This is a genomic window from Leptolyngbya sp. FACHB-60 (genome assembly GCF_014695775.1).
In the GTDB taxonomy this organism is placed as follows: domain Bacteria; phylum Cyanobacteriota; class Cyanobacteriia; order Phormidesmidales; family Phormidesmidaceae; genus Nodosilinea.
The window spans coordinates 1-20,184 of the sequence record NZ_JACJOX010000002.1 but is presented as its reverse complement, the minus strand read 5'-3'; the positions used below and the strand labels follow the sequence as shown (position 1 = coordinate 20,184).

17 protein-coding genes are annotated in these 20,184 nt (G+C 52.9%); 13 read left to right on the top strand and 4 right to left on the bottom strand.

Going from position 1 to position 20,184, the window contains the following annotated elements; genetic code table 11:
* Nucleotides 1–321 precede the first annotated feature (321 nt).
* The 4 genes from H6F57_RS00130 to H6F57_RS00115 are packed head-to-tail and all read left to right on the top strand — an operon-like array spanning nucleotide 322 to nucleotide 5,263.
* Nucleotides 322–1,200: a glycosyltransferase gene (locus H6F57_RS00130; protein WP_242025856.1), complete on the top strand. Its 879-nt coding sequence runs from the start codon at nucleotides 322–324 to the stop codon at nucleotides 1,198–1,200.
* A gap of 23 nt (nucleotides 1,201–1,223) precedes the next feature.
* Complete coding sequence (gene glf / locus H6F57_RS00125) at nucleotides 1,224–2,498, top strand: UDP-galactopyranose mutase (protein WP_190624548.1); 1,275 nt, start codon at nucleotides 1,224–1,226, stop codon at nucleotides 2,496–2,498.
* A gap of 17 nt (nucleotides 2,499–2,515) precedes the next feature.
* Nucleotides 2,516–4,795 (top strand): family 1 glycosylhydrolase, encoded by a 2,280-nt coding sequence (locus H6F57_RS00120; RefSeq protein ID WP_190624549.1) that lies wholly within the window; start codon nucleotides 2,516–2,518, stop codon nucleotides 4,793–4,795.
* A 45-nt stretch (nucleotides 4,796–4,840) separates the two neighbouring features.
* The gene (locus H6F57_RS00115; protein WP_190624550.1) at nucleotides 4,841–5,263 is read left to right on the top strand and encodes a hypothetical protein; all 423 of its coding nucleotides are present in this window, start codon (nucleotides 4,841–4,843) and stop codon (nucleotides 5,261–5,263) included.
* Nucleotides 5,264–5,422: 159 nt separating this feature from the next.
* Here H6F57_RS00115 and H6F57_RS00110 read toward each other — a convergent pair whose 3' ends face one another.
* Nucleotides 5,423–5,803 (bottom strand): single-stranded DNA-binding protein, encoded by a 381-nt coding sequence (locus tag H6F57_RS00110; RefSeq protein WP_190624551.1) that lies wholly within the window; start codon nucleotides 5,801–5,803, stop codon nucleotides 5,423–5,425.
* Between the two features lie 534 nt (nucleotides 5,804–6,337).
* On the opposite strand from H6F57_RS00110, the gene H6F57_RS00105 reads away from it, so the two are divergent.
* The gene (locus H6F57_RS00105; protein WP_190624552.1) at nucleotides 6,338–6,628 is read left to right on the top strand and encodes a helix-turn-helix domain-containing protein; all 291 of its coding nucleotides are present in this window, start codon (nucleotides 6,338–6,340) and stop codon (nucleotides 6,626–6,628) included.
* Between the two features lie 20 nt (nucleotides 6,629–6,648).
* On the top strand, nucleotides 6,649–11,691 hold the full coding sequence (locus tag H6F57_RS27045; protein ID WP_199289438.1) for a PAS domain S-box protein: 5,043 nt from the start codon (nucleotides 6,649–6,651) through the stop codon (nucleotides 11,689–11,691).
* Between the two features lie 165 nt (nucleotides 11,692–11,856).
* On the opposite strand, the gene H6F57_RS00085 is transcribed toward H6F57_RS27045, so the two are convergent.
* A complete protein-coding gene (locus H6F57_RS00085; RefSeq protein ID WP_190624553.1) occupies nucleotides 11,857–12,009 on the bottom strand; it encodes a hypothetical protein in 153 nt (50 codons plus the stop codon).
* A gap of 213 nt (nucleotides 12,010–12,222) precedes the next feature.
* Between H6F57_RS00085 and H6F57_RS00080 the strand changes: the two genes are divergently transcribed.
* The 5 genes from H6F57_RS00080 (at nucleotide 12,223) to H6F57_RS00060 (ending at nucleotide 15,941) form a co-directional block, all read left to right on the top strand.
* A complete protein-coding gene (locus tag H6F57_RS00080) occupies nucleotides 12,223–12,396 on the top strand; it encodes a ribbon-helix-helix protein, CopG family (protein ID WP_190624554.1) in 174 nt (57 codons plus the stop codon).
* Nucleotides 12,393–12,872 carry a hypothetical protein gene (locus H6F57_RS00075; RefSeq protein ID WP_190624555.1) on the top strand — a complete coding sequence of 160 codons (480 nt, stop codon included), beginning with the start codon at nucleotides 12,393–12,395 and terminating at the stop codon, nucleotides 12,870–12,872. Before H6F57_RS00080 ends, H6F57_RS00075 begins: the two co-directional genes overlap by 4 nt.
* Nucleotides 12,869–13,447 (top strand): hypothetical protein, encoded by a 579-nt coding sequence (locus tag H6F57_RS00070; protein WP_190624556.1) that lies wholly within the window; start codon nucleotides 12,869–12,871, stop codon nucleotides 13,445–13,447. The genes H6F57_RS00075 and H6F57_RS00070 overlap by 4 nt, the downstream gene beginning before the upstream one ends.
* A 347-nt stretch (nucleotides 13,448–13,794) precedes the next feature.
* Complete coding sequence (locus H6F57_RS00065) at nucleotides 13,795–15,441, top strand: hypothetical protein (RefSeq protein WP_190624557.1); 1,647 nt, start codon at nucleotides 13,795–13,797, stop codon at nucleotides 15,439–15,441.
* Nucleotides 15,442–15,761: 320 nt separating this feature from the next.
* Nucleotides 15,762–15,941, top strand: coding sequence for a hypothetical protein (locus H6F57_RS00060; RefSeq protein WP_190794965.1), 180 nt, complete (start codon nucleotides 15,762–15,764; stop codon nucleotides 15,939–15,941).
* Between the two features lie 400 nt (nucleotides 15,942–16,341).
* Here the strand turns inward: H6F57_RS00060 and H6F57_RS00055 are convergent, their stop codons facing one another.
* Nucleotides 16,342–16,611 carry a hypothetical protein gene (locus H6F57_RS00055; RefSeq protein WP_190624559.1) on the bottom strand — a complete coding sequence of 90 codons (270 nt, stop codon included), beginning with the start codon at nucleotides 16,609–16,611 and terminating at the stop codon, nucleotides 16,342–16,344.
* On the bottom strand, nucleotides 16,604–17,200 hold the full coding sequence (locus H6F57_RS00050; RefSeq protein WP_190624560.1) for a ParA family protein: 597 nt from the start codon (nucleotides 17,198–17,200) through the stop codon (nucleotides 16,604–16,606). The genes H6F57_RS00055 and H6F57_RS00050 overlap by 8 nt, the downstream gene beginning before the upstream one ends.
* Before the next feature lie 1,569 nt (nucleotides 17,201–18,769).
* Between H6F57_RS00050 and H6F57_RS00045 the strand changes: the two genes are divergently transcribed.
* Together H6F57_RS00045 and H6F57_RS00040 are read left to right on the top strand one after the other, a co-directional pair.
* On the top strand, nucleotides 18,770–19,198 hold the full coding sequence (locus tag H6F57_RS00045) for a hypothetical protein (RefSeq protein ID WP_190624561.1): 429 nt from the start codon (nucleotides 18,770–18,772) through the stop codon (nucleotides 19,196–19,198).
* A gap of 292 nt (nucleotides 19,199–19,490) precedes the next feature.
* Nucleotides 19,491–20,184: hypothetical protein (locus H6F57_RS00040; protein WP_190794964.1), on the top strand; the 694-nt coding region annotated here is incomplete at its 3' end.

Genomic DNA, 20,184 nt, shown 5'->3' with positions numbered 1-20,184 from the left:
GTAGAACCCCCAGTACCTGGAGAGCCGGATTTGATTTGCTTCTCTCATCTTCGGTGGGATTTTGTATATCAGCGGCCGCAACATCTGCTCAACCGTTGTGCTCAAGCTCGCCGCGTTTTTATTGTGGAGGAGCCGATCACCATCCCTGAGGAGAATTCCTATCTCGACATTAGCAAGCGTGATTGTGGGGTATGGATTGTTGTTCCCCATATAGCCGAAAGCCTGAGCGATGAGGAATTTACGCTCTCCTTGCAACAGTTGTTGAATGCTTTGCTTGCAGAAGCTCAAATTCAACAGCCGATCCTTTGGTATTACACGCCGATGGCAGTTCCTTTTACCCATCATTTGCACGCATCCGCTGTAGTGTACGACTGCATGGACGAGCTTTCCGCCTTCAAAGGAGCACATCCCCAACTGCAAGCCTGGGAAGCGCGCTTGTTTGAGATGGCCGATCTCGTATTCACGGGTGGCCATAGCCTCTACGAAGCCAAGCAGCATCAACATTCGAGTGTCCATGCCTTCCCCAGCAGCATTGATGCAGCTCACTTTGCTCAAGCTCGACAGTCCCTGCCCGAGCCACCCGATCAGGCAGATATTCCCCATCCCCGTATGGGATTTTATGGGGTGATCGATGAGCGGCTAGATCTAGAGTTGTTAGATGGAATTGCCCAGGCTCGGCCTGACTGGCATTTGGTCATGGTTGGCCCGGTCGTCAAAATTGACGAGGCATCTCTCCCCCAGCACCCCAACATTCATTATCTAGGGGGCAAATCTTATCAGGAGTTGCCTCACTATTTAGCCGGTTGGGATGTGGCTCTGCTGCTTTTTGCCCGCAATGAGTCTACTCGTTTCATCAGCCCGACCAAAACGCCGGAGTACCTGGCTGGTGGAAAACCTGTGGTGTCCACGTCGATTAAAGATGTGGTGCGGCCCTACGGCGACGAGAACCTGGTTCACATTGCCGATACGGTGCCGGAGTTTGTGGAGGCGATCGCCGCTGCTCTCACCCAGAACCAAACCTCTTCCGACTGGCTCGATCGAGTTGATGCCCGGTTGGCTCAAACCTCTTGGGATTTGACCTGGCAGGCCATGAATGACCGGATTGAGGAGGCGATCGCCTCCAACGCCCGCAAGACCACCCCGTTTAAGACCAAATATCCAACGGCGATCGCAGCCAACGTTGACCAGCTAGCGATCTAATTTTCACTGCAAGGAGTGCCCCCATGTTTGACTATTTAATTGTTGGTGCTGGCTTTGCTGGCAGCGTTTTAGCAGAGCGCTTAGCAACTCAGGAAAATAAAAAAATTCTGATTGTAGATACTCGCAACCATATTGGTGGCAATGCCTACGATCACTACAACGAAGACGGGATTTTGGTCCATAAATATGGCCCCCACATCTTTCATACCAACTCCCGCGATGTGTTTGAATATTTGTCCATCTTTACCCAATGGCGACGCTACGAACACCGAGTTTTAGCCAGCGTGGATGGTCAATTAGTCCCGATTCCCATCAATCTGGACACCATCAACAAGCTGTACGGACTGAAGCTGACCGCCTTTGAAGTTGAGGAATTTTTAGCCTCCCTAGCTGAGACTAAAGAGTACATTCGCACCTCTGAAGATGTGGTGGTGAGCAAAGTGGGGCGAGAGCTCTACGAAAAGTTCTTCCGCAACTACACCCGTAAACAGTGGGGTGTTGATCCCTCCGAGCTGGATAAGTCCGTTACCGCTCGCGTTCCCACCCGTACCAACCGGGACGATCGCTACTTCACCGATACCTACCAGGCCATGCCGCTCCACGGCTATACCCGCATGTTTGAGCAGATGTTAGCGCACCCCAACATCAAAATCATGCTCAACACTGATTATCGGGAAATTCAGGATGTCATTCCTTACAAGGAAATGATTTACACCGGCCCGGTGGATGGCTTCTTTGATTATTGCTACGGCAAGCTGCCCTATCGCTCCCTCGAATTCAAACATGAAACGCTGAACCAGGACGTGCATCAGCCCCAGGCCGTTATTAATTATCCCAATGAACACCTCTATACCCGGGTTACCGAGTTCAAATACTTGACCGGGCAGGAACACCCCAAAACCAGCATCGTCTACGAATATCCCCAGGCCGAGGGCGACCCCTACTATCCCGTACCCCGCCCTGAAAATGCCGAACTTTACAAGCAATACAAAGCTTTAGCCGATGCCGAACCGGGGGTTCACTTTGTCGGGCGGCTCGCCACCTACAAGTACTACAACATGGACCAGGTGGTGGCTCAAGCGCTGGCGCTTCACGCCCAACTGGCCAACCGCTCAAGCTGGCATCCCAAGCAAGAAAGCCTACCGGCGAAGCAACCCGTTGCCCCTACCTCTAATGGCAATGGCAATGGTAACGGCAACGGCAATAGCGCCTTCAAGACCGCTACCAGCAATGGCAATGGCCGGTCTGCTACGCCCGTAGCGGCAGGCAAATCTGAACAAAATGGTAAATCTCGTTGAGCAAGGTTGAAGGTGTGATGAGTACAAATCAGGTTTCATCCAAGCTGGAACTGTGGGGTGGCATTGAATGTACCGTGAACCGGGTGGGCGATCGCTACTTTGAGCAGCTCCAGCGCAATGGTCACGATACCCGCATCGAAGACCTCGATTGTTTCGCCAGCCTGGGCATCCAGGCTATCCGCTATCCGGTCCTTTGGGAACGCACCGCGCCCAATGGCCCCGAGCAGGCCGATTGGAGCTGGGCAGACCAGCGGTTGAGCTACCTGGACGATGTCGGTATTCGTCCCATTGTTGGGCTGGTGCATCATGGCAGCGGCCCGCCGCACACCAGCTTGTTAGACCCAGAGTTCGCCACCGGTCTGGCTCAGTTTGCCGAGGCCGTTGCCAGCCGCTATCCCTGGCTGGAGTACTACACCCCAGTCAATGAGCCCCTGACCACCGCTCGCTTCAGTGGGTTGTATGGGCACTGGTATCCCCATGCTAAGGACAATCGCAGCTTTCTTCGAGCTTTGATCAATCAGTGCCGTGGGGTTGCCCTGTCTATGCAGGCCATTCGTCGCATCAATCCGGCGGCAAAATTGGTGCAGACCGAAGACCTGTGCAAAACGTCTGGTACGCCGCTGTTGAGCTATCAGGTTGACTTTGAAAATGCGCGGCGATGGCTGTCCTTTGATTTGCTCTGTGGTCGGATAGACCAGAACCATGAGCTATGGGACTATTTGCGTCGGAACGGAGTGGAGGAATCAGACCTATCCTGGTTTCTCGACCATCCCTGCCCACCCGATATTTTCGGCATTAACCGCTACTTGACCAGCGATCGCTTCCTAGATGAACGGATGGATCGCTACCCGGCTCACTTTCACGGCGGCAACGGCGTGCACCAGTACGCCGATGTGGAAGCCATTCGGGTCTGCGCGGAAGGCGTTTGTTCCCCCGACGTCTTGCTTAGGGAAGTCTGGGAACGCTATCACCGGCCGATCGCCGTCACCGAAGTGCACCTGGGCTGCACCCGCGAGGAACAATTGCGCTGGGTTAAGGAAATTTGGGATGCCGCCCAACAGCTGCGTCAGGAGGGAGTAGACATGCGGGCCATCACCGCCTGGTCACTCCTGGGTGCCTTCGACTGGAACAGCCTCGTCACCCGCGACGATGGCTTTTACGAACCGGGCGTTTTTGACGTGCGCCCCCCGTGCAGCAATGTGCTGCCATCGCCCTCACCCCGCCCCACGGCGATCGCCACCATGCTCCGCCACCTCTCTAGAGGTGAAGCCTACAATCACCCCCTCCTGGAAGTGCCCGGCTGGTGGAATCGGGGCGATCGGCTGTTTTATTCGCCTGTTTCCTGTTCCCACCCGTCAGAAGAATCTGTTGATGTCTGGCAAATGGCAGCGGGTAGAGGGTCGTTCGGCAGAGCTTACGCTCCGCAGCAGGGCAGCTCACCCATTCACCCATCCCCCCTGCTTATCACCGGGGCAACCGGCACCCTCGGCCAAGCGTTTGCTCACATCTGCGAGGTGCGGGGTATTCCCTACCACCTGCTGAGCCGACGGGAGATGGATATTACTGACCCAGTCATGGTTGAGCAGGTGTTGGCCGAAATACAGCCGTGGGCGGTGATCAATGCGGCGGGATACGTGCGCGTTGATGATGCGGAGCGGGAGTCCCACCTGTGCCGTAGCATTAATGCGGATGGGGCCTCTATTCTGGCGGAGAGTTGTGCGCAGCGCAATATTGGGCTGATCACGTTTTCCTCAGATCTGGTGTTTGATGGCGATCGCCAACAGCCTTACCTGGAGAGCAATCCCGTCGCTCCGCTGAATGTCTATGGCCACAGCAAAGCCCAGGCAGAACGGCAGGTGCTACATCACTACCCCGAGTCGTTAGTCATTCGCACCAGTGCTTTCTTTGGCCCCTGGGATGATCACAACTTTTTGACTGTTGCCCTTCGCACCCTGAAGGCAGGACAGCCCTTTTTAGCGGCGGAAGATGCGATCGTGTCCCCCACCTATGTTCCCGATCTGGTGAATGCCAGCCTTGACTTGCTGATTGATGGCGAGCGCGGTATCTGGCACCTAGCCAATCCAGGGGCGATCGCTTGGTCTGACCTTGCTCGTCAGACGGCACAGCTCGCCGGGTTGGACGCCTCCGCCATTCAACCTTGCTCCATCAATAGCTTTGGCTATGCAGCACCCCGTCCCGCCTACAGTGTGCTCAGCAGCGAACGTGGGATTTTGCTGCCGGATCTGGATCGCGCGATCGCTCAGTATTTGCATGAGCGCGATCGAGTCTATGCGTAGAGACATCGTTCTTAAAAATGCCAACTAAAAAAGGCAAAAAAGCGAATGATCATTAAAACTGGCACCTCAAATATCCATAGTCCGTCGACAGTAAGAACTGAAGATCGCCCATTCAGTGATGCTGATCTGGTCTGCTTTTCACCCTTACGGTGGGAAATGCTTAGTCAGCGATCGCAACACATCCTGGGCGATCGTACCCAGAAACAACGGGTGTTTTTTATCGAAGCACCTGTTGTTGAATTCATTGATTCGTGGTGGATTGATGTCAATCAGAACGAGTGGGGTGTATGGGTGGTCGTGCCCCACGTTCTCGACTGGGTAAATGACGAATTACGTGAAGCCATGCGTCAGAGCTTGATGAACGAGCTATTTGAACAATTTGCGATTGCTACCCCAACTCTCCGGTACTCCACCCCAGCCGCTTCGCCCTCAACCCACTATTCAAAATTCTCGGCGTTGCATAATTAGAAGATGAATTAGGGCCAATCTGCGATGCAATGTCCAGAGTGCGAGCCACTCATATCGGTTGGGTCGACTGCTTGCAGCTGGATCCGCAGCGGCTCACCCTTAGCGCGGCAGCCGACAGTTCAGCTTGATTGCGGTGCCTTCTGAGCCGCTGTAGAAGCGCTATTTGCTGCGATCGAGGGCCTTCACTACGTAGTCAGGCAGCGGCTCTGCTGTGGGCGTAGGGCCGTCGGCGAAGGTAATCAGCCTGACGTAGCTGGCCTCACCATCTTCGCCCTTGCCCATACTGCGGCTAAACCAAATCGCCGCCCCAAACTTGGGGTTACTGCCACTGCGACGGGTGTAATGATGGCCCATCCACCAGATGACGGTGGGGCCGTGGTCGTCGTGGGCGACCTCGATCGCACCGATCGCAGCCACCCAGCCGTTTTTGTAGGCCGATAGTGGGCGCTTCCAGTTGGGCGGGTTACTCGCGGCGATCGCCATTGTGGCAACTTCAATCTGCTTCAGTACGCGGGCTAGGTCTGCGGTGTTGTCGGTCATGGTTGTGGGTCGGTGAGGTGTGCAGTGGTGGGGCCAGTGCGGGCCAGGCCCAGGGTGGTCTAAAATTCGTCAGCAAGTGGGCTGCTCAACGGCCAGAAATCAATCGGCTCCTTACCGGGACAGCGCTTTAGGGCGGCAATGGTGATCGCATCTCAGCTGCCCATGACCGGGTTGGCATTAGCAACCTCGACGTCGAAACCGTCGAGCACAAATTTAGTGCTTAGCATCTCCCCTGCGGCGGTGTAGATCGGCTCATATCTTCCACATTGACACCAATAACAGCGAATGCGTGCGCGACAGCCGAGCTACGGTCGGCTGTTGGCTGTACTACTAAAATTGTGGTCATAATTGTTTCCTTTGCCGGTTTTGGTTTACATCCCCTGCCAGCGTTTCTGAGTCTCTGTCAGGGGTTTGTTGTATCTGTCCTCTAAATTTTTAGAGGTGTTTTAACAGCTTCTATCTAGAGATGGATTGATTTCTCCTAAAACTAATTGAAGCTGACAGCAGTAAAGGACTTTATAAAGTGTGAGTGCCGTGGCTTTTCATCGGGACTACTTAGGGATCAAACAGCCCGCCATTGGTCAACTGATTCGAGAGCTTCGGCAAACCTTGACACTGACCCAGGAGAAGTTTGCGGCTCAACTTGGAGTCTCCTTTCCTACCATCAATCGTTGGGAAAACGGACATGCCACCCCTTCTCCCCTAGCACTCAGACAAATTGAAACCTTGCTGAACCACTTGGCGGAGTCACCTGACGGAGCTTTACGGGAACGCAGTCAGGCAATCCGAGGAAAATACTTGCCCTCAAGGAATCTAAAAGCATGAGGGTAGAGCAACACCAGGAGATGCCCGACAAGCTCTTTGGAGACGGTGGTGAGATAGAAACACTCCTGCGATCGCACGACTGGTCTCAAACTCCCCTTGGGGCTGTCGAAACCTGGTCAGAGAGTTTGAAAACGGTAGTACAGAGTCGCTTGATTGAACTCAATCAAGCTCAAAGCCTCGAGCCGATGCAGCAAGCATCGGTACCAGCGCAGAATTGCACCCAAACAGCCCCCTTCCGCCAAGCGGCCCAAGCCGATGCCTTTCGGGGCACCCTTGCCGATGCGCTGCGTCTGCTGACCGATGCCAATGAGATTCAAGCCACCGCTGCCCAGATGCTGGGCGAGCACTTAAAAGCCAGCCGCGTCATCTACGCTGAAGTATTGCCGGGCGGGAAGGACGTGATCGTCCATAAAAACTATACAAACGGTGTTGCCGAGCTGAGCGGGCAATATCGTCTAGACGAGTTTGGACGCAACTTAACCGATGACCATCAAGCGGGGCAAACGGCGATCGTTCCCAACGTGGCGAACAGCCTCAAATATACAGACCGTGAAAAAGCCATGTATCGGGACATTGATATTGCAGCACATCTCGATGTCCCCCTGATCAAAAATGATCAATTCGTGGCGCTGCTGGCGGTTCATCAGGCAACGCCTCGGCAATGGACGGAGCTCGAGGTGAGATGGGTCGAAGAGACAGCAGAACAGACCTGGGCCACGGTCGAACGTGCCCGCGCTGAAGCCGCGCTACGCGAATCTGAGGCGAAATATCGCCTGTTGTTCGAATCGATCGATGAAGGCTTTTGCATCTGCGAAATGCTGTTTGATGAACAGGGTGAGCCGATCGATTACCGCTTCCTGGAAGTAAATTCAGCGTTTGAACAACTCACTGGATTAGAGCAAGCAACCGGTAAACGAATGCGGGAACTGGCTCCCAATCATGACGCCTATTGGTTTGAGATTTATGGCAGAGTCGTGCAAACCAGGGAACCCGTTCGGTTGGAAAATTATGCCAGCGCTCTGAATCGTTGGTTTAGTGTCAATGCCTTTTGCATTGGTGAACCGCAAAACAATCAGTTCGCCGTTTTATTTACTAATATCACTGAGGCGAAGCGCGTTGAAGATGAACGCAAACAGGCGGAAAACACGCTGCAACAAACCTCTGCCGAACTCGAACGCCAACTGCGAAAGTTTGACGCGATCGCCGCTTCTGTCCCCGATTTTATTTACACCTTCGATTTGTTAGGACGATTTACTTACATCAGTCAATCGTTACTCGACCTTTGGCAAAAAACATTGGCTGAAGCACTGGGCAAAAACTTTTTTGAGTTAGATTATCCCGAAGATTTAGCGGCTCGATTGCAAAGTCAGATTCAGCAAGTGAGCAAGACCCGCCAGCCACTTAAAGATGAAACGCCTTACACAAGTGCGGTTGGAACCAAAGCCTACGAGTATATTTTCGTGCCGATGTTTGATGTGACTGGCGCAGTTGAGGCAGTCGCAGGAGTGACGCGAGATATTACCGATCGCAAACAGGCAGAAGCAACGCTGCGTGAGAGCGAGCAACGGTTCCGATTGATGGCAGATGCCGTCCCTCAAATCGTTTGGATTACAGATGCACAAGGGCGAGTTGAGTTCTTCAACAAGCAATGGAGCGACTACACAGGCGTTCTTTACGAACCGACGACAGCAGCGGAGGTTGCGGCTAGCTTTGTGCACCCAGACGATGGCGATCGCACAATAAAAGCGTTTAACGAAGCGCGACGCAGCGGCGGCACTTTCTCGGTCGAACACCGGATTCGCTCTGCAACGGGAAGCTATCGCTGGTTTTTGGTTCGCGCAGAGCCTTACCGAGATCCGCAAACGGGCGAGATCACTCGCTGGTTTGGTACATCGGTCGATATCCACGATCGCTTCCATGCAGAAGCAGCGTTGCGGGAAAGTGAAACCCGACTGCGATTCATGTTGGATGCCTCCCAAATTGGTGACTGGGATCTTGATCTCACCACGCAACCTTACACCGCTCATCGCTCGCTCAGACACGACCAAATCTTTGGCTATGAATCGCTGTTACCGGAATGGAGTTATGAGATTTTCCTAACCCATGTTCACCCAGACGATCGCGCCTTGGTGAACGAGAAGTTTCAACAAACTATTTCAGCCCATACCGCTTGGAATTTTGAATGTCGGATTATTCACCCTGATCAAAGCGTTCACTGGATCTGGGTCCGCAGCAGTGTCTACTGTGACCAGAACGATACGCCAACTCGATTACTGGGCATGGTGGTCGATATCACCGAACGCAAACAAGCTGAAGCTGCCCTGTGGGAAAGCGAAAAGCAGAGCCGAAATATTCTGGAAAGTATTACTGAAGCCTTCTTTGCCCTGGATGAGAATTGGCAGTTCACCTATGTCAATCAAGCTGCCGAAAAGCTGCTCGACCGCTCACCCCGCGACTTAATCGGCAAGGATTTTTGGGAGGAATTTCCAGGATTGGCTGGCACTAATTTTGCGCAACTGCACCTCCGCGTCATGCGTGATCGCATAGCGGAGTCATTGACGGCGTTTTACCCCGACCACGATCGTTGGTACGATGTCCGCTCTTTTCCCGCGACAAACGGCATCACAATTTACTTTAGGGATGTCACCGCCCAAATTCAAATCGAGTCCGCTCTGCGGGAAAGCGAGGAGCGGACTCGAAATGTGCTCGAGAGCATTGCTGAGGCCTTCTTTGCGCTCGATCAGGACTGGCGGTTTGCTTACATGAATCAATCTGGTGGAGTGTTGCTTGATCGACCTCCTGACGACCTGATTGGTAAGAATTTTTGGGAAGAATACCCGGGCGTGATGGGCAGCGAGTTTGAGCGAATTTACCGGGGCGCGATGGAAGATCGCGTGGCGGGTTCCTTGACTGCTTTTTACCCCGACCACGAGCGCTGGTACGAAGTTCGCACTTACCCTGCCGCAAACGGCATTGCCGTTTACTTCAATAACGTCACTGCCCAAAGACAAGCTGAGGAAGCCTCGCGCTTGAGTGAAGACCGATTTCGCCGCATTTTCGAGTCCAAAATGATTGGCATCGGCCTTTGGTCTCGCTCGGGTGAGATTACCGATGCCAATGATGCCTTGCTCGAGATGATTGGCTACACGCAACAAGACTTGAATGACGGACGGCTCCGTTGGCGAGAGATTACTGTCCCAGAACATGCTGAGCGTGATGAACAAGCGCTTGCAGAGATTGCAATTAGCGGCACCTGCTCATCTTACGAGAAAGATTTTATTCATAAACAGGGACACCGCGTTCCAATTTTGGTGCGGGCAGCGGTGTTTGCAGATGCTTCAGACGCAGGCGTTTTCTTTGCAGTTGATCTGAGCGATCGCAAACAAATCGAAGCCGCGCTCAAGGCTGGAAACGAACGGCTCAATCTGCTCTCTGAAATTGCCAACGATCTCTTACTCAACGAAGACCCCAAAGCCTCTTTAGACCGCTTATTTGCAAAAGTTTCCACGCATTTAAAACTCGAAGTGTTCTTTAACTACTTGTTTGAGGCCGATCAGCAACACCTGCGGCTACACGCTCATGGCGGCATCTCCGAGGAGATTGCCCAATCGGCTAGCATTTTGGAACTAGGGCAGGGCGTGTGTGGCTATGCTGTGCAACATCGCCGGCCCGTCGTCGTTGAGAATGCTTTGGAATCCGACCATCCCCTGGCGCTTCCCGTTGGGTCGATTGGCATCCGTGCCTACGCTAGTCATCCGCTCATCGTGGGCGATCGCGTCTTGGGCACGTTGGGCATGGGCACTTGTCAGCGGGATCGCTTTACTCCAGATGAACTCGACTTGATGCAGGTCGTGGCCCATCAGGTGGCGGCGGCCTTAGAGCGATCGCGCTTAGTCACAGAGCTTCAAATGCGTGCCGAGGCCTTAGCTCAAACTAACCGAATTAAGGATGAGTTTCTCGCCGTGCTCTCCCACGAACTCAGATCACCTCTGAACCCGATCTTGGGCTGGACACAGTTGCTGCAAACCGGCAAACTCGACGCAGCCCGCCAAGCAGATGCACTCGCCACGATCGAGCGCAATGCCAAACTGCAGTCACAACTGATCGAAGACTTGCTCGACATCTCCCGCATCATGCAGGGCAAGCTGAGCCTAAATCCGACTCCCACTAGTTTGGTGTCTGTGATCTCTGCGGCAGTCGAAACCGTGCAGTTGGCGACAGAAGCCAAGCATATTGCGATCGCGCTTGACCTCGATTCGCAAAGCGCGCCTATCTTTGGCGATGCTGGCCGACTCCAGCAAGTGGTCTGGAATCTGCTGACCAATGCTGTCAAATTCACGCCTAAGGGCGGACAAGTGACGGTTGAACTGCGGCAAGTGGATCAACTGGCGCAGATTCGGGTGATCGATACAGGCATTGGCATCAATGCTCAATTTCTCCCCTATGTGTTTGAGTATTTTCGACAAGAAGATGGCTCCACTACCCGTAAATTTGGCGGTCTGGGTCTAGGTCTAGCGATCGTGCGGCAAATTGTGGAACTCCACGGTGGTACGGTGGCAGCAGAGAGCGACGGTGAGCATCAAGGTGCAACCTTTATCGTGCAGCTACCGACCATGCAGCAGGCAACGCCGATCCGCTCTGAGTCAACCCGCGCTCAACTAAACTCAGAAACACCCTTAAACAACGTTCAAATCTTGCTCGTTGATGATGATACTGATACCCGCGAGTTCCAGGCTTTTCTGCTAGAGCAATACGGGGCAACGGTAACCGCGGTGGCTTCTGGCTTAGAAGCGCTACAAGCCCTGGAGCAGTTTATTCCCGATGTGATTGTCAGCGATATTGGCATGGCAGAGATGGATGGCCATAGCCTGATGCAGCAGATTCGCTCGCGTTCACCTGCTCAGGGTGGTGCGGTGCCAGCGATCGCGCTCACGGCTTATGCCGCAGAAATCGACCAAGAAAAAGCGTTCCAAGCAGGCTTTCAAATCCATTTGACGAAACCGTTGGAGCCAGAACGATTTGTCAGCGAGATTATAACCCTGCTTAAGCCAAGCCGAGTCTAAAAATTGTGCCTTTGACAAAGACACTGCTGATGAAGAGAGGGTCTTTGAGGAAGGGAAAGCCTCGCTCCACCTGCTGCCCTGCGCGGTGTAGATGACGCTCTGCGTGTAGATGACGGGCACATCTACCCCGCCCCAAGCGCACAGGCCATCGTTGAAGAGGTAGTGCTAGGCCTCAAAGCTATCGAGGGCAGCGGGGTTGTTCAACAGCACACGATCTACCCCATCGGGCATGGTGAGTACCCAGGCGGTGGTGCCGTTGGACGACCCTACGGGCGCAACCTGCTCACAGTTCGAGTGAAGGCTTACGGATTCGGTCATCGCTGAAAATCTTCTGAACTGTTGCGGGTACGGGTTGGGCGCGTCATGGCACGGCAAACAGTGAGCCAACTAGCCCCAGCCCTGTACCGATGCCGTTTTGCGCTTAGTTCGGATGGTACTATAAGTTCATCTAAAGTAGGATACTTTTGTTCTGTGCAGGATACTTGAGATAAATTTGGGGCAATCGTTCAAAATGGAGGGGTTAAAATCGCTATGGCTGCCACAATGCCGACTAACAAGGCCAAACTAGGGGTCTATGTAGACCAAGAACTGAAAGCACATGTTGAGAAGCTTGCAGCGCTGGAAAGTCGTAGCGTGAGCAACTTCATAGAGATTTTGCTGAAAGAGCTTGTGGCTAATGCCAAGGCAGAAGGAAAGTTGCAATGACCCAGAGCGGCGATCGCCTAGACCGCATAGAAGCACTACTAGCCACCGTAGCGGAATCTAACGCGGCCAGCACTCAGCGCTTAGACCGGGTCGAAGCAGGGCTAGACCGCACCGAGAAAATTGTGGAGAGCAATGCCCGTGCCATCGAAGCATGGTCGTCTCGCATTGAAGGGAGCATTGCTGAGGCTGAGGAGGTTAGCAGCTCTATGTCAGCCAACACCAACCGGCGCATGGAAGAGGCTGTTACCGATACCGTGCAGATGATCGCTGACCTGGGCAGAAAGCACGACGATAACGAACAGCGCTTCAATACCTTGCTAGAAGATGCCAGGGCTGACCGTGCAGAGATGCGGGCGGCGCGTGAGCAGTGGCAGCTAGAGGCCCAGGCCAATGCCACAGAGCACCGGGCATTCACCCAAAATATTCAGGTGTTGCTGGCTGAGATTGCCCGGCTGTGGCAACGGGTAGCAGGATGACCACTGGTGACAAAGCTAAGCGCGCCACGGTGGCGATCGGCCCGTTGTCGGTCGACGGTTTCCAGATGCCCGATGGGAGCTACCGGATGAGCATCACTGGCATAGCTGAGGCGATTGGTACTTCTCAGCAGAACGCATCAAACTTTTTGCGCTCAAATGCTCTAAAAGCCTTACAGACTAGCGGTTATACGCCACAAACTTCTGAGCAAATAGAGGTGGAATCAGAGGGGCAGATTAGGGGGCAGACTCGAATTACGGCAGTTCCCCTAGACATTACTTTTGCGTTCTGGCTCTACCAATGCAGTCGAGGCAATCGCCAGGCCTATAATCTGGTAGCAGCTTTGGGCCTCGAAACCCTGGAGCGGCGCTTTGATGCTGCTTTTGGTGTGGAGCGTAGTGAGAGCGATCGCAATGCTCTGCTCGCCCAACGGCTCCAGCAGACCGAGGCATACTTATCCGCCCTAGGTGAGGCCTACGCAGAACCCGACGAACTGCGTGAACAGGTGGCCCGGCTAGAACAGCAGCTCCACGACGCTGGTCTAGAGCCCTGGCAACTACCGCCGAATGAGCGGTAACCACAGTCTTTTATTGCACGTTAGGAGGCCGATACCCACCCCAAAACACCCCTGAAGCCCAATTTTTAGCGTTTGCCTTGCCCGGCTTAGACAGCTGTACTATGATCCGGCCATGATTGACGCCCCGCTGAGTTTAACTTCCTAGCGATCGCGTCTATCAGTATTAAGCGTCCTGACCAGACCCTTAATAGGCAAAAAGAACCGGCAGCGAATGCCACCGGCTCTTTAAAAAGCGAAAACCCGAGAGGACCAGTCCCGAGTCGCGCAGATAATCTTATGCGGCTATGGTAACACGGATCTCTCTCGGGGCAATACTCATTGCTCTTTTTTAGGAGAGAGAGACCCCCATGACCGCATCTACAGGATGGGGCGAGGAGTCGCGTAGGACTTCCCGTTCCGAACCCCTGCCCGCTGACCCCACCGGCCAGCGGCTGTGTGAACTCTTTGGCCACTACCCCTGGAACTTCATCCGCGCCGACCGGCCGGATGACGCCACCGCCAAAGCCGCCTGGACCACGGTTAAAACTCACCCGCTGCGGCCCCGCGTTCTCTGGAACCAGTGGCAAGACGCCAACCAGCTAATCGGCGTTCGCTTCACCCACGACACCCGCTACGCCCTGCTCGACCTCGATGCCGGCGGCGACTACTGCACCGCCGATGGGGTGGCTCAGATCCGGACTGCTCTGGAAACCATCGGCATTACCCGCACTCTCCTGCTGCGCTCCAGCTGGAGCGGCGGTCTGCACCTCTATATCCCCTTTGCTGAATGGGTCAACACCTTTAACCTGGCTGTTGCCCTGAAAGAATGCTTCAAAGCCCAGGGGTTTCGGCTCCAGGCCGGACAGCTCGAAATCTTTCCCAACGTCAAAGCCTACGGCGTTCAGACTTTTATCGAATACATGGGGCACCGGCTACCCCTGCAGCCTGGCAGCGGCTCCTGCTTGCTCGACGACGATCTCAACCCCATCGGTGCTAGCCTAGCCCGCTTCTTCTGGCTTTGGGATGGCGCAGCTGGCCACCAAGACATGGACACCCTGCGCCATGCGATGAAAATTGGCCGGGATAACCACCGCAAGCGACCTAAACGCCGCAGCCACCCCGTCGAGAGCTGGCGACATGACCTCGATCTTGAGATCACCGAAGGCTGGACTGCTTACGGGCAGACCAACCACCTGCTCAAAACCATCGCCTGCTACGGCCGTGTCTTCGAGGGGCTCCAGGGCCAGGCTCTAATCGACTACACCCTACGCATTGCCCTCACCTGCCCCGGCTACGAACAGTACTGCCGCCACCAGCACGAGATCGAGCGCAAGGTCATCGCCTGGGCCAGAGCCGTCGAAGGCTACTACTGGCCCCTAGGCACTACCCCTACCCGCGACACTAGCCACCCCAAAAACAACCTGGTGCCATTCAACCAGCGACAGACCGAATCAGCCCAGCACCGAATCTGTACTGTCTACGCCGCGCTAGAGCAGGCCAGAGAGCTGCCCGAGCAGATCACGGCCAGGGCGAAGGCGATCGCCCAAGGAGCCAAAGTCAGTCAGCAAACCCTCTACAAGCACCTCAGCCTCTGGCACCCCGAGCATCAAGAGGGTGTAATTGCCCCAGTAGCAAGCCTTCTAGCCCCTGAAGAGGTGAGACTTGAAGCGATACCAGAATCGCTAGAACCCTTTGAAATCAAGGAATTACACCCCTTAGAGAGAGATATGAAAGGTGGGGCGCTTTGCGCCGGTGAGTTGGGGTCGGATATAAATTCTTTTACTCCGGAAAGGGGGGTACGGGGGGATGAGTCCTCTTTTCCACAGGAAGCTGAACTTAATGTCTATGACCCAGACTTGCACGAGCAGATTCAACACCAGATTAGGAGCTTGGGTTGGTCTGGTGAGGTGATTCGCCAGTTTATTGCCGACCAGTTTGAGGGCAAGCGCTGGTCTGAACTGATGGAAGAGGAGCGGCTACTACTGCTCTATCATCTGCGTGTGCTTGATAGGTAATTTAGGGTGACCCAAATCAAAAAAGCTAGGCACTTCAACCCCTTATCCTTCAGAGCTTCTAGGGGGACTCGGACCTATGGTTCTAGTACAGGATAATTAGTTCTTTATTAACAGCGAGAGCCGCCTTGACCTGCGCCTGATGTATACATGTTTTGAGGCCCTTGAGAAAGACATCATAATTGTCGGCAGGGAGTAGAGAAGTGTTTTGTGGCAAGGGACTTTTCTTTCTACTTTTAGGCACCTTATTATCGAGTTTAGACGGCAACGAGGCATAGAGCTTTTGTTGATCGAGAAGGCCGAGTCTATGACCCAGTTAAGCTATGACCCAGCACAATGGCAGGAGTTGTTCTGGCGGCGGGGCGATCGCTATTATTGGTGCGCTTTACGTCAGAACCTATTTGGTGAGTGGGTCTTGTTACGCAAATGGGGTGGCCGCCGAACGGGCAAGGGTGGGCAGTGCGAAACCTTATGCGCTGACCTTAAAGAAGGAAATCAACTGATGCAGGATGTCCTTAAACGCCGGAGCTATCGAGGGTATGTGCTGCATTAGAAGTCAAGTATTTACCTCACGATGTCCACACGGTGACTACTCTGGCTGTCTAATAGGCAGTTAATCGAATAGTTAATTAAGCGATTATTCGATTAATTAAAGATGGATTAGGGTGTGGTCTGGGTTAAGGCGATCGCGCTGCACAACTCTAGTCCAATAAGGAGTACAGGGTGATCCAAATGGAGCTTGACTAAGCAGTGAGCGGTGGAGACATGCTCAGAAATGGAAAGGGATCCGATCTATGAACCGATATCGATAGTGATGTCCTTCCAGCTAAGGGTTAGGTGAGCCGAGATCTTAAGAAGGACAATTAATCGGTTAATCGCTTGGCCGATTAATTGATTAATTGATTAATCATTGTTGCTTTGAACCCACTGGGCTAATAGTTCAGCCACCAGCTCAGAGAAATCCTGGTCAGTATCCACTAGCCGTCGTTTGACACTTTTGTTGAGCTCTATGGGGATGTAGGCTCCTACCTGAATGTAGTTGGGGTCAGAGCGCTTGCCAGTGGCTTTGCGCTGACGCTTTTTTGGCTCCGTCTCCGGCACTGGGTCTGGGGCCGATTTTACCTTTTCTCGCTTTTGGGCTAGTTTGTCGAACATGCTGGATGCATCAGGCATGGCTCTCAATCTCCTTGGCTAGCGATTCATACTCTCCCCAGGCAATGCGACCAAAGCGATCGCCCGTTTCATAGACAGGCACTCCGGCCAGAGCCGCTTTTTCGTAAGCGGTTAAGCGCCTAATCATTTGATTGAAAACTGGAATGCTTAAGCGGTTAAGCGTTTCTTTGGCTTGGGTCGCGGTGCCTTTTTTGCGGCTGTCGACCATCGTGAGCGCCACTCCGTAAGAGGTCAGGTTTTGAAGGTTATCAACGGTGGACAACAGGGCCTCTAGGGCCAGGGCATCGGGGGTGGAAGGTAAGACCAGCAGATCGCACCCCTCAGCCAGAGCCTGTAGCTCATCTTCATCGGGATGGGCTTCAGTATCGACAATGACGTGCTCTTTGCCTCTAGAGGCTTTAGCCGCCGACATCAGGTCGCAGACTTGAAAGGGCAGTGTTCCGCGTTTTGACCAAGAAAGGGATGAGCGGTTGGGATCGCCATCAACCAGCAGAGTCTTGTCAGATTGTTGGGCGAAGTAGCAGGCTAGGTGCACGGCGGTGGTGGTCTTGCCAACCCCGCCTTTGAATCCGGCAACAGTAATAATCATTTGCTTGTTCGATTAACCGGTTAATCAGTTAGCTGTTTAAGCGCTTGCCTGAATAGTCGAATCTTATCGCTTAATTGATGGGTTGAATAAATGATTAAGCAATTAGCTGATTAATCAAAGTGGCGCTTAGGTAATTAGCTGCCTTCGAAAAGGATGGTTGGCTTGTGGGCGAGCAGCCGCTTGCCCGCACCGCAGCTGTCGACAGGGGGATGAGTCTTAATCAGAACCATTTACTGATGAAAGCCACCGATTAACTGATTAATCAGTTAATCGATTCTCTGATGGGGCGATGCCCAAAGTTGTGCGATGTCTTGTCTGAGCCAGCGACATTGGCCAATATGACCGTTTTGGCAGCCCTGTCATAGGCGGCGGTAAATTGTGATGAGCTTATTCAAACCTTGCTGTCGAAATCTCGGAGGTTGAGTCGCCCTCACCCAAATCCTCTGTCCCCCAAACGGCTAACCATTCCTCATCTGACGGTCCCCAAAACCTCATCCAATCAGGCTCCATTACTGGGGTCTGCGGTGAGCTGTCGCTAGGGCGCTGAGCAACGGGCGTGAGAGACTCAAAGTCGGGGCATCGCCGCTGCTCTGGTCCAGCTGGATGGACTGCACAAACCAGGTAGGGGCTGCGTGCGTTGAAACAACAGCTCCGGCATTGCCGCGTAGCGGAGAGGTTAATAGAAACGTTGACCATTGCCAAGGCACAGCTGCTGTCTACACGAGTCGATAGGCTAATTTTAACCCTCACTTCGTGTAGCACTCATTCCAGGCGTTGCCCTTGGGGACTTTGGGGTTCTGTAAGTGACGGGAGTCACAGTTTACCGAAAGGTTGAGGGGCTTTGGGTGCAAACCAAGTTCTGATGAATATGACTAGAAACTCTGTCTATGCCCTTGGGTTTGAGGCACTGTAAGGGAGGCAGCAGCTACTCCTAACACAGTCAACTTATAGCAAACTCCATATAGCAAAACCGCCCCCGGTGCCTTGTGCATTGGGGGTTATTTAATGGATTCACCTTAAAGCACTGGCTGGGTTCAGCCGCCCACCGTCAAATTCACGGGCACTATACCGAGGTTTTATCCCGATCGCCCAATCGGAGCTTGAGTTGAGGCTCAGGATAAGTGCTTAAGCGCTCAATCGCTTAGCCGAACAGGTATTCTTTTTTCCCTTTAAGGTTCATATGATTAACTGATTAATCAGTTAATCATATGGTGACGATTGGGAACAGCGGAGAGATAGGACGCTTGAGAGAAAGCGGGTGGGTTACCGAAAAGAGGAGCATTGCAACAGTCAAGTCGCTTCTTGTCGATATTCTCTAAAGCTTGTTAAGCAAGAAGTACCCGCGTGGGTCATGTCAAACAAATACTAGATTCCCATACTTAGAAACATAGTTGACCGGCAGCATTTTTTCTTTTCAACTACTTAACAACTGAAGCCGCAAATTTCTGAATGGTTAAGTCCAGGATAAATTGACGAATTTGACAAGAACTAGGCTGCCAAAGCTATGCCTTAAAACTAGGAGACCTGATTATGTCCTTCGAAACTCCGAGTGCTTTAGCCAATTCGATTATGGCTAGCCTATATGATGTGCTAACCAGCGGTGATAATAGTGTCCCTGCTTCGGAAGATAACTTTTTTAGCTGGACAACCCCTGGTATGCCCATTGAAGCCGATGATTTTGACTTTCTTAGCCAAGGCCTAACTGGCATTGTCAATAAATCTGCTGTTGAAGATCTGGGTACTGAAACTGAAACTCCAGAAATCACCCCAGAGCTTCTCGAGCAATTGAGGACAACCGATACCGCTCGGCTCTATATGCAGGCCGAAAGCTTTGCCCGCATGGTCGATTTTGTCCCCGATTTAGCTAAGCTTAACAACGAGCAGTTCACCCGCCTGAGCGTAATGAACAATGAGGGTACGCTCTCCGAACGCTACGAACATGTTCTGCGGATGAGCCAGGTAATGCAGTCAGAACTACCCGCTGATATTAAGGAGTGATGAGATGAGAGAGTAGACAAATTTTGAGTATTGAGATTGAGATTTGAGCAAATAATTTAATTCAAATCTCAATTTTTCTCAAGCTTTTTATCTCTCTTGGAAAGCCATTTTTTCTGCCAAAACTTATCATCTTAGGCTCAATTTAATTAAGGAAAAATTATGAACGCGATCGCTCAATTGGCCCTTACGAAAAGCCCAAAGTGTTTTTGGGGGTGACAATACATTTCTCAGCTTTCCCCTCACCCCGCTGCAATATACTCAGGATGACCTGAGTTTTGTGCAAAATTTCAATGTGTCTCGACTAAAAGAATTTTCACTGCTGGTCAACTTAATCCCCAATGGACAGGCGTGGCAACCGGTAGAAGCCCACTATCTTTGGGATATTTATGGCGATGTTTTAGGTGGGCATGATACCGAATTAGCCCAGTCTACCCGCACGGCTCAGGAAGAAGCCCAATACCAACGAGCTGTACAGTTCTTAAGTGTTGCTAGTGCCGACGGCTGGCCAGAGCAAAGTCCAGCGGTGAAAGCCTATAATCAATTTCGTGATCAGTGGTTTGTGCTCCAAGAGTATTACAACTCAGCCAAAATTACTGGTGAAACCACAACGGATCCCATTCTCAAAGAGCACTGGCTTAGGGTAGAAGAACCTCGACTTCGGCAACAGCTTCGTGATTTAGAGAGCCGCTGGTTGAATGAAGGATTTAAGCAAGAGGTAGAGCAATCTCAAGAGATACGCAGTCGCCTTGGGGCCAAAAACCCCCACAGAACATGGGGAGAATGGAATAGCAAATTTGACCCCAACATTAATGCTCTGACTGATGTAGATGGGGTGGAATTTTATCCCAGCAGTTTTTCGCCGATGAATGCGTTGGCATCGGGCTCTTGGCAAACCTTTAACTTGACCCGGGATGAAGTGGACGCGATGGTCAAAACAGCTCCGGCAGAGTTGCGATCGCGCCTTGCCGCCGACCTCCAAACCTCCG